The organism is Deltaproteobacteria bacterium, assembly GCA_016709225.1.
GTDB classification, from domain to species: Bacteria; Myxococcota_A; Polyangia; order Nannocystales; family Nannocystaceae; genus Xiheibacterium; species Xiheibacterium phototrophicum.
On sequence record JADJEE010000012.1, the window covers coordinates 3,107,586 to 3,123,371 of the forward strand.

Sequence of the window (15,786 nt, forward strand, 5' to 3'; positions counted from 1 at the left end):
GCGCGCTGTTGCCGGAGCATCGCCGTGCACTCGCACCGCGTTGCCGCTGGGCATGGACGGGTCGCGACCTTCATCCGTCGTCGACCAGCACCCCCGGCGAACGGCGACGCTCGCGAGCGCCACCTTCGTCCGGCGGCGCTGGTCTACCACCGAATGATCGCGACCGCGAGGGCTGCCCCACCGCGGCCCGAGAGGCGCGGGCTTTTCTGCGGCATTCCGCAGACTTGGAGCCTGGAGACCGGGGCCGCGCGAACGCCTCCCATGTGCCGGCGGTCGCGTTGTCACCTCGGCCTATCATCCACCCATGAGCGAGGGACTCCAGGCCGACGACCCCGGTGTGCGCATGCTGGGCCGCGTGCTCGCGGGCGTCGATCCACGCGAGATCCTCTTGGTCCACTGCGGCGCGTTGCCGGGCGTGCGCAGCGGAGCGCGGCGGCTCGTGCTCGACGTGCGCGAGCTCGCCGAAGCCGGGCGCGACGCGGTACCGGCCGACGACGCCGCCGCACTGGCAGCGTTGCCGCGGGTGCAGCACGCCGCGGTGTGGCCGCGCGCGCACCTGGGCAAGGATTTCACGTTCGCGTGCCTGGCCCAGGGCGCGCTGGCGCTGGCTCGAGGTGGCACGCTGTGGTGCGCGGCCCGCAAGCACAAGGGCGCCGAGAGCCTCGCCGATCACATGGTCGCGCTGCTGGGCAACGTCGACATCGTCGAGCGCGATCGCGGCTATCGTCTGATGCGCAGCGCCCACGAGGGCCGCGTCGACGAGGCCCTCGCGCGCGCGTGCATCGACCAGCGCTACCTCATCGAGGACCCGGTGCTCGGCGCCTTGCGCCTGCACAGCGCACCGGGGGTGTTCTCGCGACGCGGGCTCGACGACGGCACGCGCGCGCTGATCGAACACGTCGACGCGTGGGCACACGACCAGGCCGCGCCGACGCACGTGATCGATCTGTGCGCGGGGATCGGCCCGCTGGCGCTGTGGGCCGCGCAACGCTGGTCGCAGGCGCGGGTGCTGGCGGTCGAGAGCAACTTCGTCGCGGCCGGGGCGATGCGCGAGAACATCGCCGCCGCCGGCGTGGGCGACCGGGTGACGGCGTTGGTGCGCGACGGTCTGCCCCGCGAAGCCGGCGCCGAGACGCCGCCGCTGCACGGCGTGCAGCTGGCGCTGGTGAACCCGCCGACCCACGCCGAGCGCGGCGCATTGATCGAGCTGCTGCGCGGGCTCGGGCGCTGGATGGCGCCGGGCGGTCACGCGTTCGTGGTGGCCTCGCGAGCCGGCGTCTCGAGTGAGGGCCTGCGCGAGGCCGGCGCGCGGGTGCACGCGGCCGAGGCCGATCGCTACGCAATTCTACGCGCCAGCTGGGACCTCGGCGCCGGCACGTAGTGTGTGGCCACGCGTCGTCGCACGACGACTCCGAGCGCGGGGCCACACCGCAGGCTGCTAGCATCGTCGTCGATGCGTCGTGCGATCGCGTTCGCGTGGGTGTTGGCGCTGCCGCAGATCGCGGCCGCCGACGAGCAGATCCTGACCTTCGACGGCGAGGTGCCCGACGACGGGCTCGATCACGCCTTCGTCGAGTTCGAGGTGCCGATGGGCACCCTCGAGATCGAGGTGCGCCACGACGATCTCTCGGAGGCCAACATCCTCGACTGGGGGCTCGAGGATCCGCAGGGCTTCCGCGGCTGGGGCGGCGGCAACGAAGAGCCCGCCGTGGTCGCGGTCGCGGCTGCGTCGCGATCCTATCTCACCGGTGCGATCGAGCCCGGCACGTGGCGCGTCATCATCGGCAAGGCGCTGGTGGTCGAGAGCCCGGCCACCTACCACCTCGAGGTGGTGCTGCGCGATGTCCAGACCCTCGCGCCCCAGCCCGAGCGCACGCCCTACGTCGCCGCGCCGGCGCTCGCGGGCGAGCGTCGCTGGTACGCCGGCGATCTGCACGTGCACTCGCGCGAGAGCGGTGACGCCCGTCCGCCGCTGGAGGAGATCGCCGCGTTTGCGCGGAGCCGCGGGCTCGACTTCGTCGAGCTGTCGGACCACAACGTGCTCAGCCAGCTCGACTTCATCGCCGCCGCGCAGGCCGACCACCCCGACCTGCTGCTGATGCCGGGCATGGAGTTCACCACCTACGGTGGCCACGCCAATGCCATCGGTGCGACCACGTGGGTCGATCACAAGATCGGGCAGCCGGAGGTCACGATTGCCGGCGCGTTCGCGGCGATCCAGGACCAGGGCGCGCTGGTGTCGATCAACCACCCTGCGCTCGCGCTGGGCAACGCGTGCCTCGGTTGCGCGTGGGAGCACGAGATCGATCCGCTGCAGATCGACGCCGTCGAGATCGCGACCACCGGCCTCGACCAGGGTGGACACCTCTTCGATGGGCAGGCGATCGCGTTCTGGGACGACCTCTGCGATGCGGGGGCCCACGCCGCGGCGGTCGGCGGCAGCGACGATCACCGGGCCGGCGTCGACCTCGGCGGATTCCAGAGCCCGATCGGCGACCCCACCACGATGGTGCTGGCCGACGAGCTATCGGTTGCAGCGATCCTCGCGGCGATCCGCGACAGCAAGACGGTGGTGAAGCTGCAGGGCCCCGACGATCCCATGGTCGAGCTGACGGCCGCGCGCGAGTACACCGGCGACACCGTCTACGCCGACGCACCGGTCAGCTACGACGTGATCGTCACTGGCGGCGTCGGGCTCGAGCTGCGGGCGGTGTACGATGGTGCGTCGCAGGCCGCGGCGTCGATCGATGCCGATCCTTTCAGCTGGTCGTTCACGCGCTCGTCACCGGCCAGCGGCGAGATCCGCACGCGTGTCGAGATCATCGACCCTGCGATGAACGGGGGCCGGCGCGTGGTCACCAGTCACATCTGGCAGCGCGCGTGCGCGGACGGCAACTGCAGCGATCCGAGCGGCGGTGACGAGTCGAGCGGCAGCGGTGGGAGCACCGGCGGCACCTCCGGGGCCGCAGACACGTCGGGGACCGGCGTCGATGGCAGCGGCGGTACCTCGGGTTCCACCGCGGCCGCGGCGGACGACGACGGCTCCGGTGGGTGCGGCTGTCGCAGCGGCTGGCCGGGCGCACCGCCGTGGTGGGCGGTGTTGCTGCTGCCGTGGCGACGACGTCAGCGCAGCGGCGTGAGACGGGAGCCGCCGCGCGAGCGCGGCGTGGTCTCGCGTCGCAGGGCCGACAGCGCGACCGCATAGATCGCCCACAGACCGATCCCGACCACGAAGCCCTGTAGTGCGCTGCCGAAGACCGGCGCCTCGGCGTGGATGTCTCGCAGCTCGGCACCGGCGCGGATCGTCGTCAGCACGAAGAACAGCAGCGCCGCGCTGGTGCCGACGGCACGCACGATGCCGATGCCCGACAGCGGGCGTGGCCGCGCGATGCCGGGACGACCGCGCTCGAGGTACTGCAGCAGCAGTCGCACCCACGCGCCGAACATCGGAAACAGCAGGAACCCGGTGATGCCCGCGAGACCCGGCACGGCCTCGCGGAGCTGCTCGGTGGGCATTGCCAGCTCACCGGGTAGGAACCATGCCAGGGGCACCACGCGCGGCCACGCTAGCAGTGGCTTGGCGCGGCGCGCAACCGGTCGGCCCCGCGTCCGCGCGCGAGCGTCAGCCCCACTGCTGCCACGCCCAGGTCCAGAACTCACGTCCGAGCGCGCGCACGTCGGCGCCGAAGTAGCGCGGCGCGAGCGGCACGAGGTCGGTCGAGCCGCGGGCGGCCATCTCGAGCAAGGTGGCATCGAGCGCCGCGGCGCGGCCGGGATCGGCGAGCAGCCACTGCACCAACATCGCGGCCTGCCAGTAGTTCTTGTTCGAGATCGGCTGCCCGGTCACGAGATCGTGCACGTGCGAGGCCGCGTCGGCGCGGCGCAGACCTCGGTGATAGACCGGCGTGAGGTCCTGCCGCGACACCGCCAGCTGCTCCAGCACCGCGAGCCCCTCGAACAACCAGCTGCGCTGCGCCGCGAGCCCGTAGCTGCGCTCGAGTAGTGCATGGTGGGCCTCGTGCACGTAGGTCGGCCGCACCGCACCATACTCGTCGGAGTACGACGCCGACGCGATGCCCATCCAGGTGTAGCCCTCGTCCTGCGAGCGCGGCACGACCGACACGCCGGCGCGGGCCGAGAGCCGCTGCCAGAACCGCCGATAGCCGGCATCGTCGGCGAACACCAGCAGCGGCACCGCGCGGCGCGGCACGGGCATGCTGGGCAGAGCGCCGCGGGTGCGTCGCTCCATCGCGTCGATCGCGTCGAGCACCGCGCGGGCGTCGAGCTGGGGCGCGTCGGTCAGCACCACGAACGCGCCGCGTCGATGCATGCGCACGCGCTCGGGTTCATCGAAGTCGTCGCGCAGGGTTGCGAGTTCGCGATCGTCGGCGCCGAGCTGGTGGTCGCCGCGAAACTCGAGCGCGCGCAGCTCGAGTTCGCCGCCGTCGACGAAACGCAGGCCCCAGCGCGTCGAGCGACTCGGGAGCGCCACGCATCCACGGTCGTAGTGGAGATCGGCGATCGGAATCGTGATGAGCTGTGCACCCTGTGCGAGCGCGAGGCGTCGGTACGTCCGCGCGCCGTTGCTGGCGTCGACCAGCTCGAACTCGACCGCCATCGCGGTCGGGGCCGACACCGACAGCAACACGCGGTCGACCAGCGCCATCGGCAAGGCGGCCTCGGGCGCGATGCGCAGCGACCCACCGGCGGCCGCACGCACGACCACGCCGTGGCCTGGCTGCGTGCGCTCGATCGGTACCTCGACTCCGCGCAGCTCGATCCACGGTGCTCGCAGGGCCTCGTCGCCGAGGAACGTGCGGCGGTACAGCAGGTCCGATCCGGGCCGTGCCGCATCGTCTTTCGGCGAGGTCGCATCGTCGGGTACCGACGGGCAGGGGGGTTCGCCCGCCGACGCGGGCTCGGCCGGGCGCATCGACCACCACAGGAGCGCGGCGAGGGCCGTCGCGTGTAGCGGAGCGAAGCGCATGATCGATCGTGTCGGTTTCGCCGGCGCTCGGCCAGTGCGGTGCGGCACGGATGGGGGCCACGGGGGCTCGCGGGGGGTTCGATCGTGGACCGCGGGCGCGGGCTCGCGGGTCGCGCCGACTCGCGATCCCGCGCCCGCAGACGCCGCGAGCGGGCGGCCCGGCGCCCCCCGGTTTTTTTCGCGACCTCCCCGCGGCCCCGGCGTCTACGCGACGGAGCCGTCGTCATGCCCGAGCATTCGCGCGATGCTCACGTCGATCCGGCTCTCGATCAGGCGCATGATGCTCTCGAATTCACCGCGGTCCACGTTCAGCCCCAGCACCAGGCGTCGACGCGTCGTCGACAGCAGCGACTCGCGGGCCTTGGCGATGCGGCGTGCGGCGTTCGACCGATGCACCCCGTACAGCGCGGCGATCTGATCGATGGTGAGGCCGTGGACGTAGTGGTGCCGCAGCGCGTTGCGCTCCCGCGGGGACAGCTCGGCCAGCGCGGCCGTGAAGGCCACGCGGAACTCGTCCTTGTAGCGGTCCTTGAGGAAGCCCAGCTCGGGCCCCGTCAGGGGCGAGGGCGCAGCCATCAGCACGTCGTCGGCGGGGGTGTTCTCGCGGCCGTCGCGGCGCAGCAGCGACAGCGCCTCGCGGGTGGCGATGACGCCGACCCAGCTGCGCAGCTCACCGCGCCCCGAGTAGTCGAACAGACGCGGGCCGCGTTCGCCGTCGGCCACCAGCAACTTCGTGCGCACGAGCTGCTGGACGTCGTCGACGACCGCAGCCGGCAGCTGCATCGGCCCCAGCACGCGCGACAGCGGCTCGATGACGTCGGTCTCGAGCTGGGCCAGCGCCGCCGCGGCGCCGGTGCGCACGGCGGCCACCAGCAGGAGATCATCGGTGTGCAGCTTCTCCAGCGCCTGCGGCAGCTCGGCGTCGGGCGGCAGCGCGTGTGCGACCGCGTCGATCCAGGCCACGGGCTCCACGCGCAGCCGCGGACGCCGGGCCAGCGCACGCTCCCAGCGGGCCTGCAGCAGCTCCGCGAGCGCGTCGCGTCGATCGTCGGGCAGCGGCTGGGCCAGCGCACGGCGCTCCAGCAGCAGGGCGCACAGCTGCGCGGCGTTCATGCTCGATCGCTAGGCTGCACGGATTCGGCGGCCACCGCAACCCGCCCGCGGGCGAAGCAGGGGTGCGCGTGACCGCCGAGGCGTGCCTGCGCGAGGACGACCTCTTCGCGCTCATGGGCGGCGAGCTCGACGACGACGCGCAGACGCGCCTGGAGGCGCACCTCGATCGCTGCGAGCAGTGTCGCGAGCTGGTGGCGTGGGTGGCCCGCTCACCGCTGCTGGTGCCGACACCCAGCGAGCTGGCGTGGGCGGTGCCCGACCAGGTCGCGACCGCGGCGATGCGCGAGGAGTCCCGCGATGCCAGCGCGGGCTCGCTGCCACTGGCGGTGACCGACCTCCAGCAGCGGCTGCCGCCGGGCTGGCAGCTCGGGCGCTACGTGGTGCGCGAGCGCATCGGCGCGGGCGGCATGGGCGTGGTCTACGACGCATGGGATCCCGCGCTCGATCGCACGCTCGCGATCAAGCTCCTGCGCGCGCGATCGCAGCGGCACGCCGACGGCCGTGCGCGGCTGCTCCGCGAGGCGCGGGCGATCGCCCAGCTCAGCCACCCCAACGTGGTCGCCGTCTACGACGTCGGCGAGGCCGTGCTCCCCGACGACAGTCAGGCCGTTTTCGTGGCGATGGAGTTCGTCGCGGGCCCCACGTTGCGGCAGTGGCTCGACGCCCGACGCCGGAGCTGGCGCGCGATCGCAGCCGCGTTCCTCGGCGCCGCGCGGGGGCTGTCGGCGGCGCACGAGCTCGGCATCGTGCATCGCGACTTCAAGCCCGGCAACGTGATGATGGCTCCCGGCGATCGTGCGGTGGTGCTCGACTTCGGGCTCGCGCGCATGCTCGTGGGCGCGGAGCCGGTGCCCGCGGTGGTGCAGCCGTTACTGGGCGAGACCCCCATCGCGGGCAACGTCACGCAGACCCACGCGATGCTGGGCACGCCGGCCTACATGGCGCCCGAGCAGCGCGGATCGTCGGCCATCGACGGCCGCGCCGACCAGTGGGCGTGGGCGGTGTCCTTCGCCGAGGCGCTGCTCGGAGCGCACCCGTTCGCGCAGACCGACGCGCCCTCGCTCGCGGTGCAGTTGTCGAGGGGGCCGGTGCCGCGGTCGCTGCGGCAGCTGCTGGTGCGGGCGTGCGCGACCCAGCCGTCCGAGCGCCACCCCTCGATGTTCGACGTGGTCGATCGGCTCGAGCGCGTGTTGCAGCGTCGGGTCGTGCGTCGGGGCGCTGCGCTGGGCGGCAGCGTGTTGCTGCTCGGCGCGTTGTGGCTGGGTCGATCGCCTGCGGTCGAGACCACCACGCCGTGTGAGCGCGGCGCCCATGCCATGGCCACGGTGTGGAACGACGCGCGCCGGGCCACCGCGAGCACGGCGTTCGTCGGCGCAGCACCGTGGCTGTCGCGCGCACGCACCGATGTGGTGGCCGGCATCGACGCCTATGCCGACCGCTGGATCGAGATGCGCGACGCCACCTGCCGCGCCGGCAGCGAGGGCAGCATCGGTGACGATCAACTCGATCGACGCATGATGTGCCTGACGGCCGCGCGCACCGAGCTCGAGACCCTGTTGGCGGCGCTCGAGCAGGGCACGAGCACCACGCTCGCGCAGGCGGTCACGGCGGTGTCGGGGCTGTCCGACCCGGCACGGTGCGACCGCGATGACGCGCTCGCGACCGCGCTGCCCGAGGATCACGAGCTGCGAGCAGAGCTGCTCGAGGTGCAGGGGCTGCTCGCGCAGGCCCACGCGTGGGAGCGCGCCGGCGCGATCGCCACCGCACGCGAGCTGCTCGACGATGCGCTCGCGCGCGCGCGCCGGCTCGACGAGGGTGGTACGGAGGCCGACGCGCGCACGGCCTGGGCGCGTCAGGCGATGGCGGCCGGCGATCTCGACGGGGCCCAGCGCGAGCTCATCGCGGCGCAGTGGGCCGCCGATCGCGTGCACGACCTGCGTCGTCGCGCCCGCGCGCAGATCGAGCTCGTGTGGCTCGAGGGCTACTTCCGTCAAGAGTTCGATCGCGCGCGACAGATCGCCGACGAGGCCGCACGGAGCTTGGCCGCGCTCGACGGTGGCGACCCCGGCCTCGAGGTCGTGCGGCTGCGCAACCTCGCGTGGACCGACGCGCAGGCCGGTCGCCCCGAGCAGGCCGAGGCCGGCTTCGCGCGGGCGCTCGCGGCCTGCGAGCACACCCCGGACTGTCGGCGAGACGAGCTGCTGTTGCGCAGCGATCGCGCGTCGGTGCTGGTCCAGCTAGGGCGACTCGACGAGGCCGCGGCCGCCTTCGAGGAGGTCCGCGTCGCGACCGAGGCGTGGCTCGGTCCCGAGCACCCCGAGCTCGCCGCGGTGCTCAACAACATCGGTGCGGTGGCGCGCGAGCGCGGCGACTTCGAGCGGGCGCTGGCGCAGTTCGATCGGGTGATCCAGATCGTCTCGACCGCGTGGGGCGAGGAGCACGTGATCGTCGCGCGAGCGCGGCTCAACCGCGGCACGGTGCTGGCCGACCTCGGACGCGAGGCCGAGGCGGCCGAGAGCTTCGAGCAGGCGCGGCTGGTGTTCCAGCGCGAGGCGGGGGCCGCCGACTCCGACCTCGCGCGCGCATGGAAGGGCCTCGCGGGCGTGGCCTACGCGCGCGGTGAGCTCGAGGCGGCGCGCGAGGGCTTCGAGCGCGCGCTGGAACTCGAGACCGCGGTGCTGGGCGAGCGGCACCCGAGCGTTGCCGTGACGTGCACCAACCTCGCGATGGTCGAGGTCGATCGCGGGCATGTGCGCGAGGCCATCGCGCTGCATCGTCGTGCCGAGACCATCCTGCGCGAGGCCTTGGGGCCCGAGCATCCCCACCTGGTGGTGGTGCTCGACGCGCTCGCGTACGCGCAAGCCCAGGCCGACGAGCCGCTGGCGGCGATCGAGACCTACCAGCGCGCGATCGAGCTGGCGACCACGACCGGCTCGCCGAACCTCGCGCAGGCGCTGTCGAGCTTGGGCACGCTCGAACTCGGCGTCGGGCGCACCGACGATGCCCGCGAGCATCTCGAGCGCGCACTGGCGTTGCGCGAGGACCCGGGCCAGCAGGCTGGCGATCCCGTGTTCATGGCCCAGACCCGCTTCGCACTCGCCCGTGCACTGCCCTCGCGGGAGCGGCGGCGAGCGGTGCAGCTGGCCCGCGACGCGTTGGCCGCGCTCGCGCCCGACGAGCCGCTGGCCGCCGACGTGAAGGCGTGGATCGACGGTGCGAAGCCGTAGCGCGTACCATTGCGGTCATTGACGTCGAGCGACTTGCACCGCCGTGATGCCGTCACGCGTTGGCCGATGCTGGTCGCGGCGACCGTGCTCGCGGCGCTCGCGTTGGTCGCGTGGATGGTGCTCGCGACCACTGCAGGTCCACAGCCGGTGTTCGCACGGCGGGGTGTGGCGCCCGAACGATCCCACGCCCCCGACGACGCCTTGGTGCTGGCCGGCTCGGGCTCCAACCTGCCGCTCACGCGCGCGCTCGCGGCGGCCTATGCCGGCCAAGGCGCGCCACCGCCGGTCGTGCACACCAGCGTCGGTTCGAGCGGTGGCATGCGTGCGCTCGGAGATGGTGCCGTCGATGTCGCGCTGGTGTCGCGGCCGCTGCACCCCGACGAACGCGAGCACAACGCCTACGTGCCGTACGCGCGCGTGCCGGTGTACATCGGCGTGCACTCGAGCGTGCCCGACGTCTCGCTCGACGCCGAGGCGTTGCTGGCGGTCTACGACGGCTCGCGCGTGGCGTGGAAGGACGGCAGTCACGTGATCGTGCTGCAGCGCGAGCCCGGCGACTCGTCGCACGCGGCGATCGCACGGCGAGTGCCGCGCTTCGAGGAGGTCAACGAGCGCGCGTACCAGGCCCGCCGGTGGCGCGTGATCTACGACGACGTCGGCATGAACGACGCGCTCGCGAGCACCGAGGGCAGCATCGGCCTGCTCGGCGCGGGCGACATCCCCGAGCACCTGCCGATCCGCGCGCTGGCCTACGACAACGTGCGACCGACGGTCGAGAACATCGAGCTCGGCGCGTATCCCTTCCACAAGGATCTGGCCTTCGTCACCCGCGGCGAGCCGGACGCCCGCGCGGCCGCGTTCTTCCGCTTCGTGTACTCGCCGCAGGGCCAGCAGATCATCCGCGAGTTCGGCTGCATGCCGCTGGGCGTGGCGGCCGGGGAGTCGTCGCCGTGAATGCGGGCGGCGCCGAGCTGCGGCTGCGGGCCTACCTCGCGGCACAGCTGCGGGCGCTGGCGTCGGTGTTGGCGGTGATCGTGGCGGTGACGGCCCCGACTGCGTTCTACGTGCTCGGCGTGCGCGCACTGAGCGTGCAGGCGCTGGCGGCCTCGCGGCAGGTCGCCGACGTCATCCGCAGCGATGTCGAGCGCCGACCCGCGCTGTGGAAGTACGACGCGCTCAAGCTGCTCGAACACCTGCGCAACTACGAGCTGCAGGAGAGCGTCGCGCGGGTCGAGGTGGTCGACGATCTCGGCGTGCCCGTCGATCCCGAGGCGCCGGCCGCCCTCGAGGCGCTGCAGCCCCAGGGGCCGGTGTGGCAGACCAGCGACGTCATCGTGAACAACCGCGTGGTCGCGCGGGTGTGGGTCGCGATGACGACCGCCGACCTGCGGCGGCAGACGGGGCTGCTGGCGGCGGTATTCGGCGTGATCGCGCTCGGCCTCGCCGCGTTGGTGTACTGGCTCCCGCTGCGCGCGGTCGGGCGTGCGGAGGCCGAGATCATCGGTCTGCTCGGTCGCCTGCAGGCCTCGAAGACCGAGCTCGCCGCGCTCAACACCGGACTCGAGCGGCTGGTCGAGGCTCGCTCGGCGCAGCTGTCCCAGGCGCTGGGCGATCTGCAGGCCAAGGAGCAGAACCTGCGCGAGATCTCGAGCCGCGCGGTCGAGCTGCAGGAGCAGGAGCGCCGCGCGATCGCCCGCGACCTCCACGACGCGGCCGGGCAGACGCTCACGGCGATCCGCATCAACCTCCAGCTCGTGGGTGAGTTGCTCGCGCAGCGCAAGCCCGAGCAGATCGATCGCGTGGCTCAGCTCGCCGCCCGCACCACCGCGCTCGTCGACGAGACCGTCGAGGAGATCCGGCGCGCAGTCTCGACGCTGGGGCCGGCGGTGCTCGAGGATGTCGGTCTGGCGCGGGCGCTCGATCGCATGTGTGACGACCTCGAACACCGCGGCCGCGTCGTGGTCGAGCGCCGCATCGAGCTCGAGCAGTCGCTGTCGTCGGCGATCGAGACCACCTGCTACCGCGTGGTACAGGAGGCCTTCACCAACGTGATGCGGCACGCCGATGCGCAGGTCGTGACGCTCGACGTCATCGACGGCGGCGATGCCTTGACCATCGAGGTGGTCGACGATGGCACCGGCTTCGAGCAGGCCAACGTCGATCCACGACGGCGTGGTCTGATCGGCATGCGCGAGCGCGTCGAGATCCTCGGCGGCCAGGTCGAGGTCGCATCCGCCCCTGGCAGCGGTACACGCGTCCGCGCCCGCATGCCCCGCACGCCCAACGACGTGCGGGAGCCGGCCGCCACGCGCTGACGCGAACGGGCCCTTCTCGTCGGTGGTCCTCGTGGCGCGCGTGAGTCAGCGGCGATGGGCGCGTGGGAGTGCGTCGTCGCGACACACCTGCATGAAATGCCGCCTCCGACGCGGTTTGCCGGCCCTTGGCGCTGCTGTACAGTCCCCGGCATGTCGAGTCAGGTGCGCGTCCTGTTGGTCGAAGACCACACGATTGTGCGCGAAGGTCTGCGCGCATTGCTCGAAGGCCGGGACGACATCGTCCTGGTCGGCGAGGCCGAGGACGGTCACGCCGGGGTCGAGGCCGCGCGGACGCTCCGCCCCAGCGTCGTCGTGATGGATCTCAACCTCGCGCGCCTCGACGGTGTCGAGGCCACCCGCATCATCCGTACCGAGATGCCCGAGACGCAGGTCCTGGTGCTGTCGATGTACGGCACCGAGGAGCACGTGCGGCCGGCGATCCGCGCCGGGGCGGCGGGCTACCTGCTCAAGGGTTCGGGGCTCTCGGACCTCCTGGCGGCCATCAGCGCGGTCGCGGCCGGGCACGCCTTCTTCAGCCCCGAGGTCGCGCGGATCGTGCTGGACGACTCGCGGCGGGTCGGCGGCTCGTCCGAGCGCGGCGGCGCCGATCTCACGCCCCGTGAGCGAGAGATCCTCCGGATGGTCGCCGAAGGGCGGTCGAGCCCCGAGATCGCCCGCGACCTCGAGCTCAGCGTGAAGACCGTCGAGGGGCACCGCGGCCGCATCATGGCCAAGCTCGAGTCCAAGAACGTCGCCGGCCTGGTCCGCCACGCCATCCGGCTCGGCCTCGTCACCGCCGACTGAGGCCGTCGGGCGCCGGGCCCAGCGCCTGCGCGCCGGCCCGCGACGGGCCAGTCGCGGGCCTGGTAGGCTCCCGCGGTCCATGTCCGACGCCGGGTTCGAACGCAACCTGCTCTACTGCCAGATCGTGGCGCAGCTGTTGATTGCCGACGCCGCGGTCACCGACGCCGAGCGCGATTTCCTCGAGCGCCTGATGGTGCGTTTCGGCTTCGACGCGCAGCAGAAGCAGGCGGTGTTCAACGGCGTCGACATCGGTCAGCCGATCGACGACAAGCTCGCGCAGCTCGACGCGGCGAGCCGCATGCAGCTGCTCGGCGAGCTCGAGGCCGCCGCGGCCGTCGATGGCGAGATCGACGAGGTCGAGCTGGAGATCATCGACGAGGTCCGCCGCGCCCTCGCAGGCGATCCGTCCGCCCATTGAGGCGGCGCCGAGTTCATCTTGCACCCCGGGCATCGTGCCGCGCCGCGGTGGCGCGGGCCAACGCCACGTCGATGCGTGCGCGCAGGGTCGGATCGCCGGCGTGGGCCTGGGCCGCGCGCAGCTCGTCGATGGCGTCGTCGATGCGCCCGACCGCGATCAGCACCTCCGCGTAGCTGAGTCGCGCCGTCAGGCCATCGGTGGTGTTCGACAGCCCCGCGGCCTCCAGCCGGCTGCGCACCCGCGAGTAGCCGGCGACGGCGAGGTCGAGACGACCGCGGCGCTTGTGCACCTGCGCGAGGTTGGCCTCGAGCGCATTGATGTGGGCGTGCGAGTCGGCCAGCCCGGCTCGCTGCAGCAGCTCGAGCGCCTCCTGCAGCGCGGTCACGGCCTCCTCGAGGCGCCCGAGCTTGGTCAGGCACGCGCCGATGTTGCCCAGTGACGTGGCGCGCAGCATCGGGTCGGCGGCACCCGGTGCGCGCGCCTCCATGCTCTCGCGGAAGTGGTCGAGCGCGAGCTGGGGTCGTTCGGCCCGCAGCTCGATGGTGGCGAGCGTCTCGAGCACGTCGAGCGTTCGCGGGTGTCGGTCACCGCGGGTGCGACGCAATCGCTCGACCAGATCGGCGGTCAGCTCCCGTGCCGCATCGAGCTCGCCGTGGTGGCTGAGCGCCTGCGCGACCCACTCGTCGAGCAAGATGCGATTGCCGTCGAGCGCGTCGGTGTGGCTGGCGATGCGCTCCGCGGCCGCGCGATAGATGGCCAGCGCCCCCGCATAGTCGCCGGTCGCGTAGGGTAGGTGTCCGCGCGCCGCAGCCAACACCAGGGTCTCGTCGTGATCGTCGCCCAGGTGCTCGCGCCGCAACGCCCAGCCGCGCTCGTACGGCCGCGTCATCGCCTCGAGGTCGCCGAGTTCGTAGAGGATGTCGCCGTAGTTCGCGTTCCACTCCGCCGCCAGCAGCGGCTCGCCCGCCGCGAGGCCTTCGCGGGCGGCCTGCTCGAGCAGCGCGCGCGCCTGCGCGAGGTCGCCACGGCTCTTCTCGAGCCCAGCGCGCAGGATGCCGTGCTCGAGTGCGATCGCAGGTTCATCGCGCAGCTGCAGCTGATCGAGCGCGCGCAGCCCTGCCGACGTCTGCCCGAGATCGAGGCGCTCGCGGGCGCGTGCGAGCACCTCGAAGGCCTCCATGCGACGGGGATCGTCAGCGCCATCGAAGTGGGCGAGGTACGCCGGCTGCTCGCAGCGGTCCTGGTCGCGCTGCAGTCGCTCGATCGCCTCGAGCGCGTTCAGCAGCGAGGCGGCATCGGGATCGCTCATCGACGCCACCAGCTCGCGTTCGCGGGCGAGGATGTGATCGAAGCAGGCACCCATCGCGACGTGGACCCGTGGCGCGGCGCCCTCGATGGGGCCGGCCATGCACCAGCGATGGCGCGCTGACGACCATGCCACGCTGCCGTCGTCGAGCGCTGCGAGCACGCGGTCGGTGGTGTCGGCCGCGAACGGCACCGCGACCGCCCGCATGGTCGCAGCCACACGACCGCGCAGGTCGTCGTTCCACACCGACGCGACCGCGGTGGCGTCGCGATCGCAGTGCTGGCGATGCAGGTCCGACGGTCGCGTCAGCTCGCGTGCACCCACCGCGACGGCGGCCCCGGTCAACAACGTGCCACCGAGCGCGGCGAACCGACGTCGGCGCGCGGCCGGGTCGCGGCGCAGCTCGTCGAGCAGCGGCCGCAGCGTCGGGAAGCGATCGCCGGGCGCCGGCTTCAGCGCGCGGTGGATGGCCCGCTGCAGGCGCAGGGGCACGTCGCTCGGCCGCGGGAACTCGAGCACCGTACCTTCGAGCACCGCGACGAAGTACTCGGCCGGGCCCTCGCCCGGGAACGGCAAGTAGCCGTTCAGGCCCTCGAACAACGCCACCGCGAAGGAGAACTGATCGGCGCGGGGCGAGGCCGCGTTGCTACCCTGCTCCGGTGGCATGTACGCCGGCGTGCCGAGTCGTGCACCCGCAGGGGTGATGTCGCTGCCGAAGGCGCCGCGGCGCGAGCCGCCCGAGCGCGACGCCGTCTCGAAGCGATCACTGGCGTAGGACGACGCCGCTGCGCGATCGGTGACGTCGGCGTCCGGGCGATCGTCGTCGGCGGCGATCGCATCACGGGCGGAGACCGCCGCGTTGGCGTCTTCGCTCGGCTTGGCGAGGCCGAAGTCGACCACCTTGGCCTGCCCGGTGCGCGTGACCAGCACGTTCTCCGGCTTGAAGTCGCGGTGCACGATGCCTTGCTCGTGGGCGGCCAACAGCGCGTCACCGGCCTGTGCGAACACGCCGGCGACCTCGCGCCACGAGCGGATCTCGGCGCGCAGCCACTGTCGCAGGGTCATGCCCTCGATCAGCTCCATCGCGATGAACAGGTCACCGGTCCCGGCGTCGCGGCCGACGTCGTAGACCGCGACGATGTTGGGATGGCTGAGCCGCGCGATGGCTTGACCCTCTCGCAGCATCCTCAGGCGCGCGTCTTCGTCGTCGCTGTAGCGGTGCAGTCGCTTGATCGCGACCGCCCGATCCAGCTCGGGGTCGTGGGCGCGGAACACCTCGCCCATGCCGCCGGAGCCCAGTCGCTCCTCGAGCAGGTATCGTCCCAGTGTCTCGATCGCGGGCGATAGCGGTGCGCGCAGCGATGCGTCCACACCCGTCGTGTGACTGATCCGCTGCGTCGGCGGAAACAGCCGCATCCGCGCGTCGCCCTGGTCCGGCTCCCGCAACCGCGCAGGAGGCTATCAGGCATTTGCGGGCACGGGGATCGGCGAACGCGACATGGCCGTTGGATCGGCGTTCGCAAGCGGCACCCACGGCCGCCGGGCGAGTGCCACGCGGGCCCGGAGCTCCCCATCCCCCGTCGCTGCGCTGCTTGCCGTCGTCGCGGGTGGCAGCG

11 protein-coding genes are annotated in these 15,786 nt (G+C 72.7%); 7 read left to right on the top strand and 4 right to left on the bottom strand.

What is annotated here, in order from left to right; translation table 11 throughout:
• Positions 1-304: 304 nt before the first annotated feature.
• Positions 305-1,381 (top strand): methyltransferase, encoded by a 1,077-nt coding sequence (locus IPH07_37915; GenBank protein MBK6923228.1) that lies wholly within the window; start codon positions 305-307, stop codon positions 1,379-1,381.
• 72 nt (positions 1,382-1,453) lie between these two features.
• Positions 1,454-3,205, top strand: coding sequence for a PHP domain-containing protein (locus IPH07_37920; protein ID MBK6923229.1), 1,752 nt, complete (start codon positions 1,454-1,456; stop codon positions 3,203-3,205).
• Here IPH07_37920 and IPH07_37925 read toward each other — a convergent pair.
• The 3 genes from IPH07_37925 to IPH07_37935 form a co-directional block, all read right to left on the bottom strand.
• Positions 3,124-3,555: a hypothetical protein gene (locus IPH07_37925; protein ID MBK6923230.1), complete on the bottom strand. Its 432-nt coding sequence runs from the start codon at positions 3,553-3,555 to the stop codon at positions 3,124-3,126. The genes IPH07_37920 and IPH07_37925 overlap by 82 nt on opposite strands.
• Positions 3,556-3,622: 67 nt before the next feature.
• On the bottom strand, positions 3,623-4,987 hold the full coding sequence (locus tag IPH07_37930) for a hypothetical protein (GenBank protein ID MBK6923231.1): 1,365 nt from the start codon (positions 4,985-4,987) through the stop codon (positions 3,623-3,625).
• Positions 4,988-5,191: 204 nt separating this feature from the next.
• Positions 5,192-6,100 (bottom strand): sigma-70 family RNA polymerase sigma factor, encoded by a 909-nt coding sequence (locus IPH07_37935; GenBank protein MBK6923232.1) that lies wholly within the window; start codon positions 6,098-6,100, stop codon positions 5,192-5,194.
• Positions 6,101-6,168: 68 nt separating this feature from the next.
• Here IPH07_37935 and IPH07_37940 point away from each other — a divergent pair, with 68 nt between their 5' ends.
• The 5 genes from IPH07_37940 (at position 6,169) to IPH07_37960 (ending at position 12,864) form a co-directional block, all read left to right on the top strand.
• Positions 6,169-9,327 (top strand): tetratricopeptide repeat protein, encoded by a 3,159-nt coding sequence (locus tag IPH07_37940; GenBank protein MBK6923233.1) that lies wholly within the window; start codon positions 6,169-6,171, stop codon positions 9,325-9,327.
• 18 nt (positions 9,328-9,345) lie between these two features.
• Positions 9,346-10,281 (top strand): substrate-binding domain-containing protein, encoded by a 936-nt coding sequence (locus IPH07_37945; GenBank protein ID MBK6923234.1) that lies wholly within the window; start codon positions 9,346-9,348, stop codon positions 10,279-10,281.
• Positions 10,278-11,642 carry a sensor histidine kinase gene (locus IPH07_37950; GenBank protein MBK6923235.1) on the top strand — a complete coding sequence of 455 codons (1,365 nt, stop codon included), beginning with the start codon at positions 10,278-10,280 and terminating at the stop codon, positions 11,640-11,642. Before IPH07_37945 ends, IPH07_37950 begins: the two co-directional genes overlap by 4 nt.
• A gap of 150 nt (positions 11,643-11,792) precedes the next feature.
• Positions 11,793-12,446 (top strand): response regulator transcription factor, encoded by a 654-nt coding sequence (locus IPH07_37955; protein ID MBK6923236.1) that lies wholly within the window; start codon positions 11,793-11,795, stop codon positions 12,444-12,446.
• 79 nt (positions 12,447-12,525) lie between these two features.
• Complete coding sequence (locus tag IPH07_37960) at positions 12,526-12,864, top strand: hypothetical protein (GenBank protein ID MBK6923237.1); 339 nt, start codon at positions 12,526-12,528, stop codon at positions 12,862-12,864.
• 13 nt (positions 12,865-12,877) lie between these two features.
• Here the strand turns inward: IPH07_37960 and IPH07_37965 are convergent, their stop codons facing one another.
• Positions 12,878-15,616: a protein kinase gene (locus tag IPH07_37965; protein MBK6923238.1), complete on the bottom strand. Its 2,739-nt coding sequence runs from the start codon at positions 15,614-15,616 to the stop codon at positions 12,878-12,880.
• Between the last annotated feature and the right edge of the window lie 170 nt (positions 15,617-15,786).